This is a genomic window from Pseudoalteromonas luteoviolacea (assembly GCF_001696455.1).
In the GTDB taxonomy this organism is placed as follows: domain Bacteria; phylum Pseudomonadota; class Gammaproteobacteria; order Enterobacterales; family Alteromonadaceae; genus Pseudoalteromonas; species Pseudoalteromonas luteoviolacea_C.
Map to the genome: position 1 here is coordinate 1,011,407 of NZ_MAUJ01000001.1, position 23,546 is coordinate 1,034,952.

Sequence of the window (23,546 nt, forward strand, 5' to 3'; positions counted from 1 at the left end):
ACTGTAAAGACAATTTAATGACAAACAACAAGACCTATATTTTGGGTGAGCGTGCACTCGTAATCGACATCGCCCAAGCGACCTTATCACAGCAGCAGCAAAATAAACTATTTGCAATGCATACATGGATGCGGCAACAACGAGTCTTTATAGATATTGTTCCTGCAAAGACTACTATCACGGGCTACTTAATGCATTCGCAGGACCCTGAGTTTTGGCTGCAAAAAATGCAACTAGCATGGGAAAATATCGAGCCTGAAGAGTACCAACCGGTAACACATGAGATCATCACTCAGTACGGAGGTGAGCAAGGTCCAGATTTAATCAATGTTGCGAACCTACTTGATTTATCAACTTCTCAGGTTGTAGAGCTTCACTCGTCCCAAACTTACCAAGTTAAATTTTTGGGGTTTTTACCGGGTTTCGTTTATTTGGGGGAATTAGATAAACAACTTCATTTACCGAGACTAGAATCACCGAGAACACATGTACCTAAAGGCTCAGTTGCGATTGCAGAGGATCTTACCGCAATTTATCCTAGTGAGTCACCAGGAGGTTGGCGTCTTATAGGTCATACAGGCATGACACTTTTTGATCCTCACTCAAACACACCAAGTATTTTTCAACCAGGAGATATTGTGAAGTTTATACCAAGCAAGGAGAGCATATGTTAAAAACTCTAAAGGGAGGGATTCAAGCCTGTGTACAAGATTTTGGTCGTCAGGGCTATAGGCACCTAGGGGTTTCTCAAACGGGAGTACTCGACCCGCTAGCGATGAATTACGCTAATGCACTGCTTCACAATGAAGATAATACTCCAGTTATAGAGATTACTGTCGGCTTGTGCCATTTTGAATTCTTAGAATCTACCAATTTTGCGATAACGGGTGCAGACTTAGCAGCGAGGCTAAATGGTAAACAGCTTGAGAGTGGCTGGCGATATTCAGCATCAGCTGGGGACAAATTGACTTTTAGTTCTAGCAAGGATGGACTAAGGGCTTATTTGGCTGTTCAGGGGGGATTTAAATTAAACCAAATCTTAGACTCCTACTCAACGGATCTTCAAGCCGGATTCGGCGGTTTTTCTGGGCACGCGCTTAAAGAAGGGGATGTTCTGCATTACGAGCGGTATTCAGCGTTACCAAGCGTAGGTGCTGCTCAACCTTTGTACGACAAAAAAATTCGCGTAATGGCAGGTCCCCATTGTGACTTAATAAGTGACGTGCAGTATCAACTTTTATTTACTCAATGTTGGCAAGTTCTTCCTCAAAGTAATAGGATGGGGATTCGTATGGAAAGTGAGCGAGATCTGTGCCATGCGCAAAGCATACCTAGTCAGGCTGTAACACCCGGCGTAGTGCAATTGCCGCCTAATGGAAAACCCATTATCCTGAGCAATGATTGTCAAACAACTGGAGGCTACCCTATCATCGCGCAAGTCATCGAAGCTGATTTAAGACACTTAAGCCAACTTGCACCAGGCCAACACTGCGCTTTTGAGTTAGTAACGCGTCAAGATGCAACAAATGCTTTACAAATACAGCGCCAACACCTTGCGCAGTTTAAAATCGCCATAAACAACAACGATAAGAATATAGTATGAGTGAACTTAATTTATTGCCCTTAACTGGGATACTCGTTGTCGTGTTAGGCTTTGCCTTTCGCTTCAACCCATTACTAGTTGTTACCGCAGCTGGCTTAATTACTGGCTGGGCTGTGGATCTAAATTTTGCCGAATTACTTGCTACATTTGGCGAAAAATTTATGAACTCAAGACAACTCGCGAGTTTTCTGTTGATCCTACCTGTCATCGCCATTCTTGAACGATATGGATTACAAAATAGAGCCAAAAACTGGATTGCCAGTATCAAGGGTGCGACAACCGCACGAATTTTAAGTGTTTATTTTGTAGTAAGAGAAACATCTGCCGCACTGGGGCTTTTAAGCTTAGCTGGCCAAGCGCAAACGGTTCGCCCTCTTTTAGCGCCAATGGCGCTTGGCGCTGCTGCTAACGTCCATGGTGAATTGCCTAAAGAGGTTAAAGATATGATTAGCGCTCACTCGGCGGCGTGCGACAATATCGCAGTGTTTTTTGGCGAAGATATCTTTATCGCATTTGGTGCCGTACTCCTTATGGATGCATTTTTGAAAGAAAATGGTATCGCAGGTATAGAGCCGCTACATATCGGCTTGTGGGCAATACCAACAGCCATTGCGGCTTTGATTGTACACCTGTTTAGGCTAGCAAGGCTCGAAGCCAAAATCTGTAATAAAATTGCGGAATTGAAGAACAGCTCAACAAATTATAATAAATCGATCGACAGCGAGGAGACCGCATGAGCGCAGTAAGTTCGAGTAACCAAGGCGCTCAGCCAGCATTACTTTCCATTGACAATATTTACCTGTTAATAGGGTTTGTTGTTCTATTCCTCGTAGTAAAAACCTTACAAGATAAAAATCATCCCAAACGCCTAACTACGGCATTATTTTGGATGTTATTTGGTAACGTTTTTCTATTTGGAGATTTGTCAATCACTTTGGTCGGAGAAACCATAACCTATCAGTGGGTGGGTATAAGTGTATTATTCATTGCTGCACTCGCTGGCTTGGGCCTAGTGTCGATGGGCACATACACGATGCCAAGTGAGGACGAGCTGGAAAAGCACTCACAAAATATTGGTAATAAACTTTTCATACCTGCCGTTTTAATTCCAATCATTACTGTAATTTGTACTTTATTTTTGGGCGGTACCAATATTGATGGCATATTTATTTTTGACCAAAACCATTTAACCCTAGCGTCTCTAACACTGGCGTGCGGAGGAGCGTTACTTGTCGCTTGGAAGTTTACGTCAGGTAGTCCTTTTCAAGCCCTCAGCGAATCAAGGCGACTGGTCGACTCCATCGGGTGGGCTGCTATTCTTCCGCAAATGCTTGCCATGTTGGGCGGAGTCTTTATTGTGGCAAATACTGGCACAGCCATACAGGACATTGTGACTTTATTCATCTCTCCTGATAACCGCTTCATGTTAGTCGTTTTGTACTGTGTTGGCATGGCATTATTTACAATGATCATGGGCAACGCATTTGCGGCCTTCCCTGTTATGACAGCGGGTATTGCTGTTCCATTTTTAATTCAAGGCCATGGTGCTAGCCCTGCTCCTTTGGTAGCAATTGGTATGTATTCGGGTTATTGCGGGACCCTGATGACGCCAATGGCGGCTAATTTTAACATTGTGCCAGCAGCCCTGCTAGATTTGAAAGATAAATATCAAGTAATAAAGGTACAGATCCCGACAGCAATCGCCCTCTTGATAATCAATATTTTCCTCATGTATGGAGTTATCTTTAATGACTAATGCAAATCACCCAATCGTGTTGATCACTGGCTTTGAGCCATTTGGCGGCGAGAAAGTAAACCCGTCATGGCAAGCCGTGCAACAACTGGAAGGGCTCATTATTGAAGGTCATGTTGTCGTCACGCGTGAATTACCGTGTGAGTTTGATACATCCCTTGAGGCACTCTATAACAACATAGCCCTGCATGAACCTGCGCTTGTTTTATGTGTAGGACAAGCAGGAGGAAGAAGTGACATCAGTATAGAGCGAATCGCTATCAATATTAATGATGCCCGAATTCAAGATAATGCTGGCCACCAGCCAATAGACACACCCGTTGTCAAAGATGGACCGGCTGCTATTTTTGCTAAACTGCCTATAAAACGAATGCTTTGGGATTTGCATGAAAACCAAATACCAGCCAGCATTTCAAATACAGCAGGTACTTATGTATGTAATCATGTTATGTATGGTCTTTGCCATTTTATAGAGAATCACAAGCAAAATCTTAAGGGCGGATTTATCCATATTCCGTATTTGCCAAGTCAAGCAGTGCACCACAACGGTGCGCCCAGTATGGCTCAGTCAACCGTGATTTCAGCCCTAAAATCTATGATCTCTTCCGCTTTGATACACGATCAAGATCTTGAGATAGCAGCAGGCACTACTCATTAACCCCCCCTTTCCATTTTGGTGCATTTACGCACCAAAATGGCACCAAATTACACTCGTCAACCTGTAAGTTTTGTATGTGACTTATGCATATTTTTCTGATAATTATATGTTTTAAGCAGTAAAAATATCACTACAACAACAATACTGCACTGGCAGCATCACCAAAAGATGTTTCAAAAAATATAAACAGGAATGAGGATATTATGTGTTCAATATTTGGTGTTTTAGAAATTAAAGGTTCACCTGATAAATTAAGATCTCAAGCGATAGAGATGTCGAAAAAGCTTAGACACCGAGGCCCAGATTGGTCCGGAGTATATGCAAGCGATAAAGCAATTTTAGTTCACGAAAGACTTGCGATTGTAGGCGTAGGAAGTGGTGCACAACCGCTATACAACCCAGAAAAAACTCATGTATTAGCTGTTAATGGCGAAATATATAATCATAAATCTCTAGCAGAGACACTGAGTGTCCCTTTTGAGTTTCAAACTAAGTCAGACTGTGAAATCATTTGGCGCTTTATAAACAAAAAGGTCCTGAATTTTTAGATGACCTAAACGGCATTTTCGCTTTTTGTCTTTACGATGAAGAAAATGATGCTTATTTAATTGGTCGAGACCATATTGGTATCATTCCGCTCTACACGGGTAGAGATCAGCATGGTAACTTTTATGTGGCCAGCGAGATGAAAGCGCTAACGCCCATATGCACGCAAATTGAGGAGTTTCCTCCTGGCCATTATTTGTATTCAAAAGAAGGCTCATATCACAAGTACTATCAAAGAGACTGGCAAAACTTTGAATCTGTACAAAACAATGCTGCAAGTGCACTTGACGTACAAGAAGGGCTAGAGTCCGCAGTTAAAAGGCAGTTGATGTGTGATGTGCCTTATGGCGTCCTATTATCAGGAGGCTTAGATTCCTCAGTAATTTCAGCGATTACACAACAATATGCAGCAAAACGTGTTGAAGATAATGATGCGAGCGACGCTTGGTGGCCTAAACTGCACTCATTCTCTATTGGGTTAGAGGGTTCACCAGATTTAGCCGCAGCGCAAAAAGTTGCTGACCGCATTGGTACGGTTCATCACCCTATTCACTTCACCGTTCAGCAAGGTATTGATGCTTTGAAAGAAGTTGTTTATCACCTAGAAACGTATGACGTTACTACTATACGAGCATCAACGCCTATGTACTTGATGGCAAGATACATTAAAGCAATGGGGATCAAAATGGTGCTGTCTGGCGAAGGTGCGGATGAACTGTTTGGCGGGTATTTATATTTCCACAAGGCTCCAAATAGTAAAGAGTTTCATGAAGAGCTAAACCGAAAAGTATCTAAGCTGCACATGTTTGATTGTTTGAGAGCGAATAAGTCTATGGCTGCTTGGGGTGTAGAAGCGCGAGTGCCGTTTTTAGATAAAGAATTTGTCGATGTCGCCATGCGTACAAACCCAGAATATAAAATGTGTAAAGAGGGGCGGATAGAAAAACATATCATCCGTGAAGCATTTGACGGTTATTTACCTGATGACGTATTGTGGCGCCAAAAAGAGCAATTTTCAGACGGTGTCGGATACTCTTGGATAGACTCTTTGAGAGAATATGCTGAAGCACAGGTCTCCGATCAAGACCTTGCAAATGCACAATATCGATTCCCTATAAATACTCCAGATAGCAAAGAAGCATTCTTTTATCGAACTATATTTGAGGAGCACTTCCCTGGTGACGCAGCCGCTAAATGTGTTCCGCACGGCAAGTCAGTTGCATGTTCAACACCCGAAGCACTTGCTTGGGATAAAAGCTTTGAAGAAAATGCAGACCCATCTGGTCGTGCTGCCAATGTTCACAATGATGCCTACGAAAACGACTAGCATCGCTTTTTTGCCTGCGGTTTAACGCTGCGGGCAATATTTCTCTATAACCTTGCTACTAGTTGGTTTTTTAATACCAAAGAAAGTAATACACTGCACTTAATTCAATACAAAGAGAAAAGCACATGATTGAACAAGGACAAAATATCCCAGCTTCAGTACTATCTGAATTAACTGCTGATGGTATGCAAACGTATTCAACTAACGACTTATTTTCAAACAAAAAAGTGGTGGTTTTTGCCGTTCCTGGCGCTTTCACACCAACCTGTTCTGCATCTCACCTACCCGGTTTTGTAACCCTTGCTGATAAAATTAAAGCGCAAGGCGTTGACGAAATCTTTTGTGTATCCGTGAACGATGCATTTGTTATGAAGTTTTGGGGTGAAGCACACAATGCAGAAGAAATCCGTATGCTAGGTGACGGTGACGCAAGCTTTACCAAAGCCTTGGGCCTCGAAATGAATACCGAAAGTTTTGGCGGTGTGCGCTCACAACGTTACGCGATGATCGTTGAAAACGGGATTGTCAAAACGCTAAATCTAGAAGAGCCAAAAACATTTGAAGTATCTAAAGCCGAAGTCATTTTAGAGCTTTTATAACCTTATAATAAAGCCGTCTTCAATTGAAAACGGCTTTATTCATTTTTCACACCTAACTGTTTTGTGGGCAAACCGCATTGAAGGTAAAAGTTTGCGATGGCAGTTATCTTTACAACACACTGCTCAATACCCTGATCACAGATATTAAAATCACTAACCCCGTGAGTTCAATAACCAGTGCCTTAAACCAATGACATGACTCTTCATCATCCAAACTTTCACCCGGAAAAAAGCCGATTGATATAGTGCGATAAAAATACCAGCCAATCGACCAACCTATTGTTGAGACCCCAATGTGCCAAGCAAGAAAGTGTAACAACCTTAATATGCCTAATATCACTCTTGCAACAGTATAAAATAGCCCTTCAAACAGTTCTGTCACTAAGAGACCTCTGAACCAACGCTTGTACTACATAACATTTCATAATACCGTATCAAAAAATTTAATCTATTCAGCTAACGTAACGATCAATGACAAAATTCTTCTATATTTGCGGGTAACGCGTTACTACGCTCTGATTTACCTTAATTACTGCGCATGCCATATTGCCGATACGACATATGCTAACAGCAGCGCTCTCACCAACTGATTAACTTGCTCGCTCAAGCTCTTTCGTCTTTAGTTGAGTCCATCACTACATGCGTAGTGATATTACTGACTTGAGGAATGGCTCCCAGTACATCAGCATGAAAAGTTTTGTAGGCTTGTAAGTTAGTTGTCTCTACTCGTAATAAATATTCGAAAGTACCTGTAACATTGTGACACTCTTTAACTTCGTCGGCTAATTCAATTGCTTCTTCAAAAGCTCGCTGAGCTGGTGTTGAGTGATCTCTAAGACCCACACCGACATAAGCAATGAACTGCACCCCCAATAACTCACCATCCAATATTGCCCGATACCCTTTAATGACCCCTTTGGATTCAAGTTCCTGTACTCTTCGTAAGCAAGCAGAAGGAGAAAGCCCTATTTTTTCTGCAAGCTCAACATTTGAAATGCGGCCATCTCGAGAAAGCTCTCGCAATATAATTTCGTTAAACCTATCCATTTCCATTTTTCATTGCTCACATATTCATTTTATCAATTCATTACGCGGCCTAATTGCGCAATAAAAAACGTAAAGTTGTTATAAAGAATACTTAGAGGTTATACCAATGAATATAGAATTACTATCCGCATTGGCGCTATTTGCGTTTGTATCATCCATTTCTCCGGGGCCAAACAACCTAATTTTGCTCAGCTCTGGTATCTCATTTGGCACAAGGCGCTGTCTTTCCTTACTATTTGGGATAAACCTAGGGTTTATGGTTATGATATTGGCCATCGGCTTAGGCATCGGGGAGGTTTTTAAGCACGTACCAGTACTGTATGACTGGCTAAAATGGATAAGTACCATTTACTTACTATTTCTCGCTTATAAAATTGCGTGCTCTTCAGCTATTAACACAGACCAATCGCAGGCGAAACCCATGACTTTTTTACAGGCAGCACTTTTTCAGTGGGTAAATCCAAAAGCATGGTCTATGGCCCTTTCTGCCATTGCTGTATACGCCCCGTCATTCAAGTTAGAGTCTACATTATTGGTGGCGATGATATTCACCTTGATTAACTTGCCTTGCATTCTCTCTTGGTTACTGGCAGGAGATAAGCTATCTGAAACCTTAAAAAACAAACGTAAGGTACAGCTTCTAAATTACTTTTTGGCACTTTTACTTGTTATGTCTGTGTTACCAACCATTCTTTAAACCACAATACCAGGTAAGGGGATATGTAAATGTTTACACATACCCCCTTCATCTTTTTTCATATCCTGTTCTAGTTTAATTGTTATTCAATCTGGCTTACAGCCTCTTTCCATATTTTTACAAGGCTTTCGTCAAATAAATAGAAGACAACACGAAGGCCATTCTTCACAAAAGGCATGCTGGTAGACACAGCAATATGTGCTGCTTCTTCGAGTGGATAGCCATAAGCTCCACACGAAATAGCAGGAAAAGCAATGGACTTACAATCGTTCTCTACTGCCAGTTGGAGTGAATTGAAATACGCTGATTTTAAAGTGGCTTCGGGGTTTTGTGCTTGTCGATAAATTGGACCTACCGTGTGAATCACGTACTTCGCAGGGAGATTGCCAGCAATGGTTATTCTTGCCTCACCAAAAGGGCAGCGTACGCCATTTGTAGATTTTATTTTTTTACATGCTTCAAGCAACTTGGGTCCTGCCGCGCGATGGATCGCCCCATCAACGCCACCACCTCCTAACATTTTAGGATTGGCCGCGTTTACAATAACATCCACACTCGCGCACGTTATATCGCCCTTGATTATTGACAAGTCATTCATATTATTAGGTCGCTTTTAATTGGTTACCCATCTAAAGATATTGCTAATTGATTTTTGCAACATGCTCATTGGTTGAATAACGAATGATTTAAAAATCATTGCTTGTTCTTTTTCACTTTTTTGTAGCGCTGTGTTTAACTCATAAAGATCTGCGACAGACAAAGGTAACGGTGCTTCATTTGGCTGATATGTCGTACCAATAGGATAGTATTTACCAGAACTTTTGGTCATTTCTATATGGCCACCTAGTATGGCTGTTACTTCATTTTGCTGCGCAAACTTGGTTAGCTTAGCAATACTCGTTTTGTATGCCTGCCAATCTTTTACATACACTAAACCAGGGTACAAGGTGTCTCCTGTAATAAGCCACTTGTTTTTATGATCATATATGGTTATGGCTTCTTCTTGGTGACCTGGTGTGGGTAAAATCGTAACCAGCCGACCTCCCAAATCCAGAGAAAACTGCCCGTTTGGCCAATCTGACGTTTCTAAAAAAGCCTGCACCTGTTCCATCTGAGGTGCGATTACTCTTGTATTGTTTAGGCGCTCAAAGCCCGCATCCCCCTGGTGATGGTCGCTATGACTATGAGAATGAACAACTAAAGTCTCTTTTTGTTCAAAAGTGCTCTTACCCATCACGGTTAGTAGCGCCTCAGCATATGAGAACCCCTTTTCATCCGCAAGCGCTCCTGTATCGACGACCATTACTTTTTCACTACCGACTAATACATAACTAAATGGGGCTTCAAAAGTAACACACTTATTTTGTCTAATAATGGCTGTACTAACATCATAGTGAAATACGTCCATAATTGGTTGTGTGTCTCTACTACAATCCTGCGCTCCACGCACCCATGGCACACCCGATAAACTTGGAGCAGTTGTAATGTCATGCTTTCTAGCAAGCTCCCTTTTATCCAAAGGAGAATTGGACATGCTGGTCGTACTACAACCAGTCAAAACAAGGCTGGCAATTAATATTTTTATTCTCATTTTTTTCCTTATAGTTTTAGTTATGGTTAATTCAATCCTCTCCATTAAAGCGTACTTGGTTTCTGCCCGCAGCCTTAGCTCGAAAGAGTGCCATATCGGCTTCATCAAATAATAATTGAGGGTTTACCTCATCATTGGGCTCCCAATTTGACCCTCCAATACTGACGGTGACAAATTCATCCTTCCCCTTGCTGTGCGGTATCTCTAGTGCGCGCACTGCAACGCGAATATCTTGAGCGATCTCCTTAGCTGCTTTTTCATTTGTATTGGGCAAAATTATGGCAAACTCTTCACCCCCAATTCGCGCCAGCAAACCTTTTTTGACTTTCAATTTACTGGATAACGCCTGACAAACATTTTGTAAGCAATAGTCCCCGAGTTGATGCCCGTAATGATCGTTATATTGTTTAAAATTATCGACATCAATTATCAATAAACAAAAACCTGACTTTTGCTTTTGCGCAGATTCAAATGTTTCAGACAAAACCTGGTCATAAACACGCCTATTTGCAATTCCCGTCAACGGGTCTAAGCTTGCCAATCGCAGCAGTTCATCTTCTCTTGCTTTGAAGTGTCGGCTAGTATGATCAAGCAGATAGTTATATGTCATGCACAACGAAGCATTGCTTGAACCATGCTCCACATTCACATGCGTTACATTACTCTCATTTTTCGCTATTTTGTCAAACTGCTCCATTAGGTCAATTAACTCGTCTTTCATGCCATGTTCACCAAAGTTCAATCCGATGGTTTCGGTCTGTGCCGATACCCTTAATGGGTGAATTTGATTAACAAGCCATAAAAAACCGAAACCGATTGCACAAACCCACGCAGCACACGCGAATACGCCTGTTAACTGCACTAGGAGTTGTTCAGTATGAGTTTCAAGCCTTAACTTTTCTAAAGGTACAAATAAAGCAACGGCTATGGTTCCCCAAATCCCCCCGCCTAAATGTACTGGAACAGCACTGACTACGTCATCAATGTTAAACTTCTCTAAAAAGTCAGCGAGTAACACACTAATACACCCTGAAATCGCACCTATCACGATTGCAGAGGGTAAATTCACTAAATCTGCACACGCAGAAATCGCAACCAAACCAGCTAACAGCCCATTTAAGACATATCGAATGCCTTGCATGGAATGCAAGTTCCAAGACAGCAACAGCGCACTAACGCCACCAGCGCATGCAGATAATGCGGTGTTTGAAAATACCCGTGCCAATTCTGTACTCGGGCTGCTGACACTGCCGCCATTAAAACCAAACCACCCAATAAACAAAAGGAATGTACCAAGGGCAGAAAGTGGTAAGTTTTGACAGTACATTTCTTTTGGCTCACCTTCTCGCGTAAACTTGCCAAGTCGAGGGCCAACGATTATCAGCGCGATAAGCGCTATCCAACCGCCTACTGAGTGCACTACGGTTGCACCTGCGTAATCAATGAATCCAAGTTCTAGCAGCCAACCAAGCGGTAACTGTTCAAAGTGCTTTCCATGCCAAGACCAGTGTCCAACAACAGGAAATAGCAACGTAGCAGTAATAAACGAGCAAATTATATAACCTGAAAAGCGCATTCGCTCTGCCACTGCGCCAGACAAAATTGTCGCGGCTGTCCCACAAAACATCATTTGAAATAGGAAGTAAGCTAAAACAGATGGATTGTCGAAACTATTTAATGCAAATTGACTGGTACCGAAAAACCCATTTGCGCTGGCGCCATACATGAGCCCATAACCAATCATCCAAAAGCACACACCGCTAATACAAAAGTCAGCGACGTTTTTAAGGGCAACATTAATATTATTTTTGTTACGAACTAGGCCGCTTTCTAAACAAGTAAATCCCGGCTGCATTAGCAATACGAGCGCAGTACACAGTAAAGTCCATGTAATAGAGATCGTTTGTGGGTCTATCTCAATGTTTTGCAAAAAACCTAGCCCAAAATCTTGAGGAGTATAAAAGGAGCTTAGCTAAGCTCCTTAATTTTCTCCACTTAAGGCCTTTAAGAAATTTCGCGCAGGACCACACTAATTGCGCTTTTGTGCTTCGACCCAGTTATTCACCCGTTTCTCAAGCAATGAAAGCGGCATGGCACCGCCGCCCAAAATTGTGTCATGAAAGCCTCTAATATCAAATTTGCTACCGAGGTCTTTTTTGGCTTGCTCTCTCATCTCTAAAATCTTGTTCATTCCAATCTTATAAGAGGTCGCTTGCCCGGGATTGATCATATATCGATGCACCTCAGAACGAATGGATGTATCTTGAATTGGCGTATTTTCCTTAAAGTAAGCAACGGCTTGTTCTTCAGTCCAACCTTTTGCATGAATGCCCGTGTCGACGACTAAACGGACCGCACGCCACATTTCATTGACCAATCGACCAAAATCACCGTAGCTGTTTTCGTAGGCCCCCATCTCCTTAGCCAATAGTTCAGCATACAAGCCCCACCCCTCAGTATACGCGGTAAACATTGCCTTCGTTCTAAACTCTGGTATGCCCTCCAATTCTTGAGCGATTGATAATTGCATATGGTGTCCGGGATTGCCTTCATGGTATGCAATTGCTTCCATGTTATTCTTTGGCATACTTGTCATATCGATTAAATGTGCGTAATACACACCCGGTCTGCTGCCATCTTTAGTCCCTGGCATATAGTGTTGTGCAGCGCCTGGGCGTTCTCTAAAGGGCTCTACGCGCTTAACTACCAATTCTGATTTTGGCAAAATTCCGAAGTATTCAGGAAGCTTTTCGTTGATTTTATCCAAATACGCAATTGAATCATCAATGTACCCCTGCCTGCCTATGTCATTATTCTCATAGAAAAACTGCTCATCGGCTCTGAAGAACTCGAAAAATGCCTGTAAATCACCTTCAAACCCTACGTGTTCAATAACCTTCAGCATCTCTCCTTTAATTCTTGCGACTTCAGAAATACCTATTTGATGAATTTCATCCGCTGTTAAATCTGTTGATGTTTGATTTGCCAGTCGATAATTATAATAAGCCTCACCGTTAGGTTGGTTTCCAACACCGAACCCATCAGCTTGTTTAAGGTTAGACATATCTTTTTCAAACCAGCTTACTAGATGTTCGTAACTCTCTTTATATTCAGTGGTCAACGCTTTTTTCGTATCAGACAACAACTGATCTGCAACCTGCTGCGTAATGATTTTTTTGTCCAGCAACCCATTTATTTTATTCTTGGCGTCAGCCCACAACGGTGCATCTTTTTCACCCTCTGAAAATGGCGCACCCATGATCATGGCTTTGGATTGTTTAATGACGCCCTCATAAGAAAACTTAGGCGTACGGATGCCTTTCTTAGCTTTGTCTTGTGTTTGTGCAAGTAGCTCGTTTAAAGCGCGGGATATCGCAATTAGACGTTTATTGTAGTCTTCCATATCTTGTTGCGTATCGACCTTATGAAAGTTCATCATAAACTGCGTAGCCCAAGACTGTATGCCATACATATGCGTGAAAACATAATTATTGCTTATGAACTCAAGATCCTTTTTTTGTTGTTCATATTGATATATCCACAAGTCATAAGATATCTGAGCTTCAGCATCCAGTTTGCTGTAGTCAAATTGCGACCGCAATTCAGCCACAGTGCCCGCTAACCATGCCAAGTCCCGACGTGCCCCCTGAATCGTCACATCATCTATTTCGCTGTACCTATCCTTTCGTCCATATATCGTCATTCGCATAGGACTCATTTTCAGTTGCTGTTCATACTTTTCAGCGAACCACAGATTGATTCTTTTTGTTTCTTTTTCGACACTACTAATAGTTGCCACAGCTTTTTGTGTAACCTGTTGGCTAGATTGGTTTTGTGAATTATTTGCCTGACATCCGGCCAATATTGCTGCAATTGATAGCGCAATTAATGATCTATACATTTATTATTCTCCTGACTCTTTATTAGATACAATAATTAGAAAGCGGTTATACGCCAATACCTTACATACAGTAAAATGTAACGAATCATGAAGGATGAAATACAATTTAATGGTTAGCTTATTAAGTATTCAATAAACCCAATAAAAAAGGGTAACTTTTAAAAGCTACCCTCCAACATTATCAATGCGTAGTACCTGAATTCTATTTGTGAATTCAGCTATCTTTGTTTCATAAACGCAACCGCTAAGCCTGCCGAGACAAACGTAAACCCAGCGGAAAGGTTTAAACCAGCAAGCACCTTGGGTCTACCCTCTATGAGATGTTTAAGCTGGTATGAGAATATGCCCATCACGGAAAACCCGACCGCTGTCATCAGTGCAAACCAAAACCCATAAACGACCATTTGAATTGACACACTGCCTAAATCAGGGTTAACAAATTGAGGGATGAAAGCTAAAACAAATAATCCTGGCTTTGGGTTGAGTGCTGCAGATAGAAACCCCGTTGCAAAAATACTTTTTAACGGCTTTTTGTCAACGCGTTCAATCGTAATGAGATCGCGATTGCGCAATACTTTAACACCCAGCCATATTAGATAACTTGCCCCTATTAACTTAACGATGTAAAAAGCGACAGCAGACGTTTGTATTAACAACGTTAATCCAGCTGTGGCAGTAAAAACGTGGAATAAAATACCAATACCAGAGGCACTTCCTGAAACACAGGCCGCAATTCGCCCTTGGCTCAGACCCCGCGCTATTGCCAATATATTATCGGGCCCTGGAGAGATAACGAGTAGAAAACACGCTGACGTGTAGGCTAGAAAGACTTCTAATGGGAACATTTGATACCTTTTCCTTGATGACATTTGACTTATTTGAGCTGATATTGGTGTTCAAGTTCCGTTTATTACCAAATTAATAAAGATGGCATCAAATATATTTTATGTATTTAATTGATGTTTTAAGCTGTTCAAATCCTAAATGCTTGTAAAAATGATGGGAACCATCTCGATTTATATTTGAACTTACACTCACCTTATCCAACCCAATTTCACGAGCCCACGCTAACGTTTTTTGCACCAATAACTTACCAAGGCCTTGGCCCCTTGAAGTGCTTGCCACAACTAACCCCGTGATCTCTACAGTCATACCGCTTGTAAGTGTCAAGCGCCGCTCTGCGACAATCCAACCCACAACGGACCCTTCAAAATTTTCAGCGACAAAAATTCCATGCTGTTCTGAAGCTAAAATCACTTTAAGCCTTGTGCCTATTTCATTGGGATTTCCTTTATATCCAAGCTGCTCCGTTAGCTTTGCAAGCGCATTTACATCATCACATTGGGCCTGTCTTACCACTGGCTGCATACGACTACTCCCTATCAGAGTCGAGATGAAGCATAATTGAACGTTGTTCTGATTTAGACATTTTTTGCACAACCAGTAAAAACGAATTGTCAATCATACGCTCTATTTCTCCTTTTGGGATAGAGCCATCTAGTATCACCGTATTCCACAACCTCTTATTCATGTGATACCCCGGAATGACCGCATCAAATATGTCTCTCAAAGCTTGCGCTTCGTCAGGATCACACTTTAAATTTAGCCACCAATGTTCATCTGGTTCCGTCTTTGCCTTCATTTTTGACAGTGATAATGTTGCAAACATTTTGTCTTTGACCTTGTAGACGTCAACTTCTGGACCAAAGGGCTGACTAACGCTAGCATAAGGCTTTGTCATGAGATATTGGTGAACTGATTTATTGTTCAATGGATCTTACTCCTTTCCTACAAACTGGATTTTTTCAACGCCTACTTGGACTAGAAGCACAGAATCTTGATCGAATAAACGACAGTACTCACGAGCTAACGCCTGAGCGACTGCCAAATCCTTCGCAGTTGCGTTGTAGAGAGTTACTACTTTTGAGCCTTCTTTGCTGCCCTTGTAGTACCCCGTCGCATCCACCAATGCAAATCCTTCAAATGCTTGAGCCAAGTGATTGGTTTCGAATTCGAGCCACTGTTGGGGGGAAATTACTTCACCAGTTGGCTTCGACAAACCAAAATACATTTTAATACCTTGATGATTACTCGAAATTATTGGCGAATTAGGGGCAGGCTCTGTATGAGTTGCGACGCATCCAGACAACGCTATGATGGCCGAGTATATGAAGAACAATGTACGGCAGTTCATTGTGAGCTCCTTTCAGTATACAAATTAAACGTATGTACTTAATACTATCAAAATATAATTGTTTTAACCTTTACGTCCTTAATCTAAGTAAAAACGCCAGTGTCCACACTTGTTAAAAGGGTTACTGGCGCTACTGAAAAATACCTTTATTTAATTAGCACTTTGCGATTAAGCATGCAGCTTTAAGTATTTTTTAACCTTTTTCATTGCCATTTTTTGTTTTAGCGGCGACAAATAGTCTATAAATAAATTACCGTGAAGATGGTCTATTTCATGTTGCATTACAATTGCTAAAAACTCGTCACTTTCTACTTCAATCGATTTACCTGTTCTATCTTGTGCGGTAACTTTAACCGAAGTAAAACGTTCAACTTCAGCAAAGTAATCCGGAACCGACAAACATCCTTCTTGGCCTTTTTCTTTATTGTGGCCTTCTGTAACTTCAGGATTCACTAGAATTAATGGCTCATTGCGCTTCTCTGAAATATCAATAACCACTACAGCTTCTTCTCGGCCAACTTGGGTCGCCGCAAGACCAATACCATTGCTCGTTGCATACATAGTCTCAAGTAAATCATCAATAAGTGTTTGGATACTTTCGATGTTTTCTACCTTCTTTGCTTTAGTTTTTAGTCTTGGATCTGGTGCCGTTAAAATCTCTAATACAGCCATAATTTAGTACGTGCTCTTATTTGTTTTAAGCTAAGCGAATAGGCGCAGCTCGATAAAATAGTGGATTGATATGGGTCTTTGTCACTCGCAAGCTCTAAACATTACGAATATCATCAGTGGATCAAGCTGATGCGGCAAATATTCTATGTTCTGACTATGTAAATGCAACCTATTTTTTGCTCAACATACGCCCTCGCACCAAGGAGATTTAGTTGTGCAATTTATTTGCGTAAGAGAATAAACTTGGTGCACCACCCGTGTGCCAAAATAGCACTTGCTTGGTATTGTCGAGTTCTCCACTTTGAACTTTGTCAATGAGTGCAGCCATCGCTCTGCCTGTATAGACCGGATCGAGCAAAATCCCTTCAGTTTGTGCTAGTAACTCGATGGCCTGTTGCTCTGCGACACCAATTACACCGTAGCCATCCCCTAAATATTTATCCTCCAGCACAACGTCGTTATGCTCATATGAGATATCTAAACCCAAAAACTGACAAGTTTGATTGGCAAGGTTATGCACCTGTTCTTTAAATGTGCTCCCTTGTTGTTCATCTTTATCAATTTGCACACCAACTAGCTTGTATGACGCTTTTAATAAAGATTTCGAAATCATTAGGCCGGCATGCGTGCCACCAGAGCTAGAGGCAAAAAAGATATGACTGATCTTATCGCTTGTTATTTGTGAACTCAGTTCAATGCCCGCATTCACAAAGCCACAAGCGCCCAATTCATTTGACCCCCCATAGGGGATTAAATACGGCTTTTTACCTTGCGCGACCAAAGTTTCTCTTACAGAGGGAATATCTTCGCCCTTTCGATTCTCTTTCGCCCAATGTATGTGCGCGCCAAAGAGTTTATCTAAAAGCAGATTACCGTTGATTTGATCTGGTTGAATCCCCCCTAGCAATAGGTGGCACTCTAAGCCGAGCTGAGCAGCCGCCGCCGCAGTTTGCCTACAATGATTTGATTGTTGAGCACCAGCGGTAATTACCGAGTCGCATCCTTGTTTGATTGCATCTCCGATTATAAACTCGAGCTTTCTTGTTTTATTTCCCCCAAGTGCCAAACCTGTTAAGTCATCCCTTTTAATCAAGATTTCCGGTCCGCCTAAATGACGAGACAAATTCTTTAAGGAAACGATGGGCGTTGGGAAAAAGCCGAGTTGTGCTTTTGGCAAATCATTCAGCGTTTTGTAATTGGTCATATCGCATTTCCTTGTATTGATTTTAGTTCCATATTACTCAGATGCTTTCAGTTTTCAATCGTACGACTACATATTAAGGCATTCAACTTCTGCTGTTTAATACCCAAGCGTTATTCTTATAATCAAATTCAACATAGTCAGAAAATAAAAGAATTATGAAGTTTATCTTTAAAAACTAATCGCTTTGCTTCGTCGTAACCATAACAAAACTAAAAGGAGTGAACTTACTATGAAGCATCTTGCTTTTATCTTACTGTGCCTTGTTAGCTGCCTCTCTCAAGCGTCTTACCTCAATTATAAGTACGAGCATATTCCTACAGAACATACAATTAACTCGACTATTCTGAATGAAGAACGACTCGTTTGGGTAATTTTACCCGAGGGTTACCATTTACCTGAGAATAGCGACAAGCACTACCCCGTGATATACACTACGGATGGTGAAAATTTACAGTATTTAACTGGCCACAACATGTGGTTTTTAAATCGAATGGGCATGTTACCTGACTCAATTTTAGTCGCCATCAATACGCGCCACCACAGAGCAAGAGACCTCACGCCAACAGAGCCAAAAGATAGCCCAATCCCTGAGTTGACTGGACAAAGCCACCTACTCAAAACTTTTATTAAAGATGAAGTGATCCCGTTTGTAGATGGCACTTATCGCACCGACGATTTTAGAGTTCTGTCGGGCCATTCATTAGGCGGATTGTTCAGTATTACAAGCTTGCTGTCAAAACAAATGCAGCCATTGTTTAAAGGGTTTGTGGCCGTAGACCCTTCATTATGGTGGGATAACGGCGTGGTTGCTGACTGGGTTGAACATGCAGATGAGGTGTTCGATGAACGTGCACTTTCTGTTTATATCGTTGCTGCGCATGAAGACAATGTTCCGCCAGAGCATCAAGATCTTTATTTACGTCACATTAATGCTATTGAGCGCACCGCCAACGAATTAACCGATACAGATGCCGTAACAATTCGTTATGACATTACAACAGATGAAAACCATGGCTCTGTGCTGCACGTTGGCATCTTTAGAGGTATCAGAGAAGTATTTAAGTGCTACCCTGTTGTATGTCCTAAAGAAGATGATAACACAGAAGAATAAGTCCAATTAAACGTTTAAGTCACTTTCAGTTAAGTGGCTTAAACACTTTTTTAGCAAAAGGCTTATTCAAATCATACTTTTCAAGTGCTGTTTGCCGTCATCACCGATTTCGTCCCAGCACGCTTTTGATTCAACCCATAAATGGTGCGTGACACGAATACCTTGCAAATACTCGTTAGAAACGAGTCCAGCTGGAATATACATTCTTTGGTCGTCGTTCTCACCGGGTAAACTTGAGCCACACTCTGTACAAAAGCTACACACCCAATCATGCTCTGGTTTGCGCCATGTTTTTATATAACGCGTACCAGAACACCACTTGAAATCCGTTTTGCTGGCTATCATTACGGCGACACCGTTAACCCCGGTTGCCCTACGGCAAATAGAGCAATGGCACATATAGATAGCGCTGGCATTAACTTTAAACTCGAAACTAACTGCTTTACAATTGCAGCCCCCTTTAATGACCTTCATCACGCCAACTCCCAAGCATTACATTATCTATTTTGACGGGAGTTTATTATAGATGTGTACATAAAAAGAAGACAATTTAGCGAACTGCTCATAACTTTTCTAAACTTACCTAAAACATATCTTACATGAGAAAACCAGCTATGGACTTTAGCACTGGTTTGTTAGTCCTGCTTTTTGTGATTTTCGCACTTTTTACTGGGGCATTTGTTCGCCATGTATTAAAAGGAACGCAGGTCCCATACACAGTGGCGCTATTATTACTGGGTATAATCATAGGCTTGCTTCAGCGTGCCGACGTATTTCAATCCCACGCGCAAGCATTTAGTGAAAGCCTGGTGCTCATAGCCGATATTGACTCTCATCTATTTCTTTATTTATTTTTGCCCACCCTTATTTTTGAAAGCGCCTTTGCAATGGAAGTACACTTATTTAGGCGTATGTTTACTCAAATAGCCTTACTTGCCGTACCCGGCCTTATGCTTGCTATTTGGCTTACTGCCGAGCTTATTTTCGTAATTACACCGGAATCATGGCAATGGAGTTGGGCTGTTTGCTTGATGTTTGGTGCATTAATAAGTGCAACCGATCCTGTTGCTGTTGTCGCATTACTAAAAGAAGTCAGCTCTCGAAAACGGTTAGAAACGTTAATCGAAGGCGAGTCGTTGTTAAATGATGGGACCGCAATTGTGTTCTTTTCACTCTTTTTTACATGGGTAACTGCAACCTTTTCTGGTGCCGATATTGGCGGGATCACCTCCCCTTTGCATGTCACTGTTGAGTTTATCAAAGTCGTTTTGGTTGGTTTAATTATCGGATTAGTAGTGGGTTGGCTATGTATTTTGTGGATAGAACGGGTATTTAACGACCCAATGATTGAAATATCTCTCACCATTGCCGCTGCTTACTCGGTATTTTTTATCGCCGAAAATTTCCACGTTTCAGGTGTTGTAGCAGTTGTAACCTTGGCGATTATTTTTGCAAGTATCGGGCGTACCCGTATTAGCCCAGAAGTTGCAGGTTTTTTGCATCATTTTTGGGAAATGATGGCCCATATGGCTAATACCTTAATATTCTTATTGGTTGGTATCTTAGTCGCGATAAGAGTGCCATTGGATGACGCACAAGCATGGCAAATGCTGTTTGTCCTATACGGTGGTATTTTGCTGATTCGTGCCTTTTCAATTGCGGTATTTATGCCTGCGCTAAAAAGACTGGGTATTGGAATAAACCTCGCTAAAGCTTCTGTACTTTGTTGGGGTGGCCTAAGAGGCGCGGTTTCGTTAGCTCTGGCATTAGCCGTGGTATCAAGTGATGTCATTCCAAAAGAGATAGGTGATCGCGTACTCTTTTTATGTGCAGGGATTGTGGTGCTCACAATTATAGTAAATGGCTCTACTATGGGACTGCTTCTGAAACTTTTAGGTCTCAATTCCTTACCCCCCGCCAAACAAGCAACGGTAGACAAAGCACAAACCAAAATTAGTGCAGAACTTCACACCATGCTGCCTGAAATGATGACAAATGAATTTTTAAAAGGAGCGGATTGGGAAGCCGTAAAGCAAAAGTCTCAGTTGAAGCATGTGGATGAAGTGAGAAATACCGACAAAGTATCTGAACAAGAGCTTGATGTTGCATATAAAAGAAGGCTGCTAGAAACGGAGCGAAAACACTACTGGACTCAGTTTGAACAGGGGATGTTAAGTAAACAAGCAACAGCAAAACTTGTTGAAGCGGTAGAGCAAGCACTAGATGGAGAGCCCTGTATTGGCCCTAGGACATTTATTTATGGCACTTGGCAATTACCCGCGTGGCTCGCCCCCATAAGAAACTATCAATGGCTAAACCGATTATTGCTTAAGCTTTACTTTGACAAACTTGCCCTAGGCTATGATATTGCGCGCGGTTTTATTCATGCACAAGAAGCACTAGAAAGCCATGTGCATGCGCTTGCGCCAAACCAACAAGTTGCCCAAGAAGTTATGAACGCTGTAATTGCGAATAAAAAGACCACACTTGAAAAAATAGCAGCACTGCGTGATAGCTTTCCGGAAATCATTCAAGCCTTGCAATCGCAAGCAGCCACTAGGCTTCTTCTTAACAGGGAGAGAGCAGTCATCGCTGAACAACTCAAACAAGCAGTTCTAGACAAGCCAGAAGCGCAAAGACTCATTATGTCTGTAGAGGATAGAATGCAAGCACTGCAGAAGCAGACCATTTTTAGAACTACGCAAGAACAACGCTTAGTAAATGACATTCCTTGGGCCAGACGCCTTTGCCAACAGACTAGATACCAGCTGTCTACCTTGATAGAACACAACGTTTATGAGGCAGGCCAAACAATCTGTGACGCCAATCAGCCGCTAAACAAAATTGGTATTGTCAGTCGAGGGAGTATCAAAGAACACTGGACTGTCATTAACGACTCAGAACAAAGGCATATATGCACGAGTAAAGGCCCTGGCGAGTCCATTGCCCTTCTAACACTGTTCACCGCTACCAGTAAAACGCAATGCGTGAGTGAAACACCATGCGATGTAATGTGGGTCTCTTGCGACAAATTAAAACAGCTAATGCAAAAAGATAACCAATTAACCCAAGTAATCTGTAAGCTAATGCAAGATTATTCTACATAAACAGCTCAAAGTATTTTTGAATAGGCTCATTTATGCCTAAATAAGCCTATTCACTATGACACATGAAAAACTAAGCAATCAGGTGCGCGTAGTCTTTTGATGCCATAACGGGAGTAAACTCGGTGATTGTGAAGCTCACAGCGCTATTTTGTACAAATGGATCTGCATTTAGTAATTTTATCAGCTCTTCTTTAGTTTCGTGCATTGAAATCAACAGCCCGCCCGTTCTTGGTACTTTTCCGCCGCCAAACATCAGCTTGTTCGCTTGATATGCTCGCTCAAGGTATCGCTTGTGTTGACCCGTCAACTCTGGTGTGACTACATCCATGTTTATAAAACTCATATCTACTAGAAACATAATTCCCTCGCTTTTTTAAATTATTAGTATAAAGTGCTTCTTATTTCGTAGCACATCGTATCGCTACTAATTTAGAAGCGCAAGAGTTATGACCACACCACTACCAAATAAATCAGTGAGAGGTTCCAGTTCAGGTGTCGCAATCATGGCGGTATTTGACTTGTTGGGCCGAAAATGGAATATGAGAATTCTATGGGAGCTCCGTTGCAGTTCACTGAGCTTTAGAGCATTACAAGCGAGATGCGATAAGATGTCTCCATCAGTTTTAAATTCTAGACTTAAGCAGTTAACAGAAGCTCAATTGATAATAAGCTCTGCCGAAGGCTACCAACTAACAGAATTAGGTGTGTCTCTAATGACCACCCTAGACCCGCTACGAACTTGGGCGACCCAATGGGAATCTGAGCTTAAAAAATAGCCTTTTTGGAAAACTCGCTATGTTAATCACGCTGAAGTAGCGCGCTGGTGGTCTGGTTCAAAAGCGCTACTTTAAGTGTTTGTCGCGAATCCCTCCATAGCTAACAGAATAATAAGGCAATATGTGGAAAAGGCGAGGCGCCAAGCAACATACCGTAAGCAAACTACCAATATATAGCGCCAAACTGCGAGTTTCTGTTACGGACCGCAAATTAATTTAGGGTTAGCTACAAACCTGCCAAAATCCTATCTCAATGCCAGATTGAATTACGATAGCGCAAGTGCCATAACCTGATAGCTCCATTGGAGGTAAAGCAACTATTGCACCTGCTTGTTCACTCTTAGACACAGCTTCATTAATATCTTTAACGAGCGTGTAATGGCGGACCGTTGGTGTTTCAGATTGCCTAAGGGGAGCCCTAATTCCTATAAGGCCCCCATTAGATAAGTGAGCAATACGGGCATTGCCTAAGTTTAAATCAATTTCACTAAACTCAATATCGTAAATGTCAGAGTAGGTATTACATACTGTATCAACTTCAAGGGTGACAATCTCAAGATATTGAATTTTCATAAATGTGCCTTAATTAAATGCTTCAGAGCTAACTAAAAAGCAACTCTATGTGTAGATTTAAGTCCGCCAACACAACGCATTTTGAATTCACGAAGATAGCGAAGCAAAAAGTAAAGTTCTGTTCAAGCTTAGGATAAAGGCAAGCGTATATGAAGCTACGGTAAATTAAGCTTGCTAAATTCCAATC

Annotated in this window: 25 protein-coding genes and 1 pseudogene; 11 read left to right on the forward strand and 15 right to left on the reverse strand. The window is 41.7% G+C overall.

The annotated features are described in order from the left end of the window. Positions 1–17: 17 nt before the first annotated feature. The 7 genes and pseudogenes from pxpB to A7985_RS04325 all read left to right on the forward strand — a co-directional run bounded on the left by pxpB (position 18) and on the right by A7985_RS04325 (position 6,486). A complete protein-coding gene (gene pxpB / locus A7985_RS04295) occupies positions 18–674 on the forward strand; it encodes a 5-oxoprolinase subunit PxpB (protein ID WP_065789159.1) in 657 nt (218 codons plus the stop codon). Further along, the gene (locus A7985_RS04300; protein ID WP_065789160.1) at positions 668–1,603 is read left to right on the forward strand and encodes a biotin-dependent carboxyltransferase family protein; all 936 of its coding nucleotides are present in this window, start codon (positions 668–670) and stop codon (positions 1,601–1,603) included. Before pxpB ends, A7985_RS04300 begins: the two co-directional genes overlap by 7 nt. Beyond that, entirely contained in the window at positions 1,600–2,340 is a 741-nt protein-coding gene (locus A7985_RS04305; protein WP_065789161.1) for a DUF969 domain-containing protein, read from the forward strand. The genes A7985_RS04300 and A7985_RS04305 overlap by 4 nt, the downstream gene beginning before the upstream one ends. Further along, positions 2,337–3,359 (forward strand): DUF979 domain-containing protein, encoded by a 1,023-nt coding sequence (locus A7985_RS04310; protein ID WP_065789162.1) that lies wholly within the window; start codon positions 2,337–2,339, stop codon positions 3,357–3,359. The genes A7985_RS04305 and A7985_RS04310 overlap by 4 nt, the downstream gene beginning before the upstream one ends. Then, the gene (pcp, locus tag A7985_RS04315; protein WP_065789163.1) at positions 3,352–4,014 is read left to right on the forward strand and encodes a pyroglutamyl-peptidase I; all 663 of its coding nucleotides are present in this window, start codon (positions 3,352–3,354) and stop codon (positions 4,012–4,014) included. The genes A7985_RS04310 and pcp overlap by 8 nt, the downstream gene beginning before the upstream one ends. Positions 4,015–4,217: 203 nt before the next feature. Then, a pseudogene (gene asnB, locus A7985_RS04320) lies at positions 4,218–5,887 on the forward strand (asparagine synthase B). 125 nt (positions 5,888–6,012) lie between these two features. Further along, positions 6,013–6,486, forward strand: a complete 474-nt coding sequence (locus A7985_RS04325) for a peroxiredoxin (RefSeq protein WP_065789164.1) — start codon at positions 6,013–6,015, stop codon at positions 6,484–6,486. Between the two features lie 109 nt (positions 6,487–6,595). Here A7985_RS04325 and A7985_RS04330 read toward each other — a convergent pair whose 3' ends face one another. After that, entirely contained in the window at positions 6,596–6,868 is a 273-nt protein-coding gene (locus A7985_RS04330; RefSeq protein ID WP_065789165.1) for a hypothetical protein, read from the reverse strand. A gap of 221 nt (positions 6,869–7,089) precedes the next feature. Continuing rightward, a complete protein-coding gene (locus A7985_RS04335; protein ID WP_218061278.1) occupies positions 7,090–7,533 on the reverse strand; it encodes an Lrp/AsnC family transcriptional regulator in 444 nt (147 codons plus the stop codon). Positions 7,534–7,639: 106 nt separating this feature from the next. Here A7985_RS04335 and A7985_RS04340 point away from each other — a divergent pair, with 106 nt between their 5' ends. Next, entirely contained in the window at positions 7,640–8,230 is a 591-nt protein-coding gene (locus A7985_RS04340; protein WP_065789167.1) for a LysE family translocator, read from the forward strand. 82 nt (positions 8,231–8,312) lie between these two features. Here A7985_RS04340 and A7985_RS04345 read toward each other — a convergent pair whose 3' ends face one another. The 10 genes from A7985_RS04345 to A7985_RS04390 form a co-directional block, all read right to left on the reverse strand. Beyond that, positions 8,313–8,783, reverse strand: coding sequence for a macro domain-containing protein (locus A7985_RS04345; protein WP_370671157.1), 471 nt, complete (start codon positions 8,781–8,783; stop codon positions 8,313–8,315). 60 nt (positions 8,784–8,843) lie between these two features. Next, complete coding sequence (locus tag A7985_RS04350) at positions 8,844–9,821, reverse strand: MBL fold metallo-hydrolase (RefSeq protein WP_065789169.1); 978 nt, start codon at positions 9,819–9,821, stop codon at positions 8,844–8,846. 31 nt (positions 9,822–9,852) lie between these two features. Further along, positions 9,853–11,751 (reverse strand): ammonium transporter, encoded by a 1,899-nt coding sequence (gene amt, locus A7985_RS04355; protein ID WP_218061279.1) that lies wholly within the window; start codon positions 11,749–11,751, stop codon positions 9,853–9,855. A 99-nt stretch (positions 11,752–11,850) separates the two neighbouring features. Then, complete coding sequence (locus A7985_RS04360; RefSeq protein ID WP_065789170.1) at positions 11,851–13,722, reverse strand: DUF885 domain-containing protein; 1,872 nt, start codon at positions 13,720–13,722, stop codon at positions 11,851–11,853. 218 nt (positions 13,723–13,940) lie between these two features. After that, positions 13,941–14,567 carry a LysE family translocator gene (locus A7985_RS04365; RefSeq protein ID WP_065789171.1) on the reverse strand — a complete coding sequence of 209 codons (627 nt, stop codon included), beginning with the start codon at positions 14,565–14,567 and terminating at the stop codon, positions 13,941–13,943. 88 nt (positions 14,568–14,655) lie between these two features. After that, positions 14,656–15,090 carry a GNAT family N-acetyltransferase gene (locus tag A7985_RS04370; RefSeq protein ID WP_065789172.1) on the reverse strand — a complete coding sequence of 145 codons (435 nt, stop codon included), beginning with the start codon at positions 15,088–15,090 and terminating at the stop codon, positions 14,656–14,658. A 4-nt stretch (positions 15,091–15,094) separates the two neighbouring features. Next, a complete protein-coding gene (locus A7985_RS04375; RefSeq protein WP_065789173.1) occupies positions 15,095–15,493 on the reverse strand; it encodes an MmcQ/YjbR family DNA-binding protein in 399 nt (132 codons plus the stop codon). Positions 15,494–15,499: 6 nt separating this feature from the next. Further along, positions 15,500–15,916 (reverse strand): DUF3574 domain-containing protein, encoded by a 417-nt coding sequence (locus tag A7985_RS04380; RefSeq protein ID WP_065789174.1) that lies wholly within the window; start codon positions 15,914–15,916, stop codon positions 15,500–15,502. A 168-nt stretch (positions 15,917–16,084) separates the two neighbouring features. Next, positions 16,085–16,588, reverse strand: coding sequence for a peptide deformylase (gene def, locus A7985_RS04385; protein ID WP_065789175.1), 504 nt, complete (start codon positions 16,586–16,588; stop codon positions 16,085–16,087). A gap of 208 nt (positions 16,589–16,796) precedes the next feature. After that, positions 16,797–17,792, reverse strand: a complete 996-nt coding sequence (locus tag A7985_RS04390; RefSeq protein ID WP_065789176.1) for a D-cysteine desulfhydrase family protein — start codon at positions 17,790–17,792, stop codon at positions 16,797–16,799. A 229-nt stretch (positions 17,793–18,021) separates the two neighbouring features. Between A7985_RS04390 and A7985_RS04395 the strand changes: the two genes are divergently transcribed. Next, on the forward strand, positions 18,022–18,903 hold the full coding sequence (locus A7985_RS04395; protein WP_065789177.1) for an alpha/beta hydrolase: 882 nt from the start codon (positions 18,022–18,024) through the stop codon (positions 18,901–18,903). A 66-nt stretch (positions 18,904–18,969) separates the two neighbouring features. Here the strand turns inward: A7985_RS04395 and A7985_RS04400 are convergent, their stop codons facing one another. After that, positions 18,970–19,377, reverse strand: a complete 408-nt coding sequence (locus A7985_RS04400; RefSeq protein ID WP_065789178.1) for a GFA family protein — start codon at positions 19,375–19,377, stop codon at positions 18,970–18,972. Positions 19,378–19,517: 140 nt separating this feature from the next. On the opposite strand from A7985_RS04400, the gene A7985_RS04405 reads away from it, so the two are divergent. Continuing rightward, entirely contained in the window at positions 19,518–22,010 is a 2,493-nt protein-coding gene (locus A7985_RS04405; RefSeq protein ID WP_065789179.1) for a cation:proton antiporter, read from the forward strand. Between the two features lie 70 nt (positions 22,011–22,080). On the opposite strand, the gene A7985_RS04410 is transcribed toward A7985_RS04405, so the two are convergent. Then, positions 22,081–22,368, reverse strand: coding sequence for a YciI family protein (locus A7985_RS04410; protein ID WP_065789180.1), 288 nt, complete (start codon positions 22,366–22,368; stop codon positions 22,081–22,083). 88 nt (positions 22,369–22,456) lie between these two features. On the opposite strand from A7985_RS04410, the gene A7985_RS04415 reads away from it, so the two are divergent. Next, positions 22,457–22,786 (forward strand): winged helix-turn-helix transcriptional regulator, encoded by a 330-nt coding sequence (locus tag A7985_RS04415; protein WP_065789181.1) that lies wholly within the window; start codon positions 22,457–22,459, stop codon positions 22,784–22,786. Positions 22,787–23,008: 222 nt separating this feature from the next. On the opposite strand, the gene A7985_RS04420 is transcribed toward A7985_RS04415, so the two are convergent. Further along, positions 23,009–23,359, reverse strand: coding sequence for a VOC family protein (locus A7985_RS04420; protein WP_065789182.1), 351 nt, complete (start codon positions 23,357–23,359; stop codon positions 23,009–23,011). Positions 23,360–23,546 lie beyond the last annotated feature (187 nt).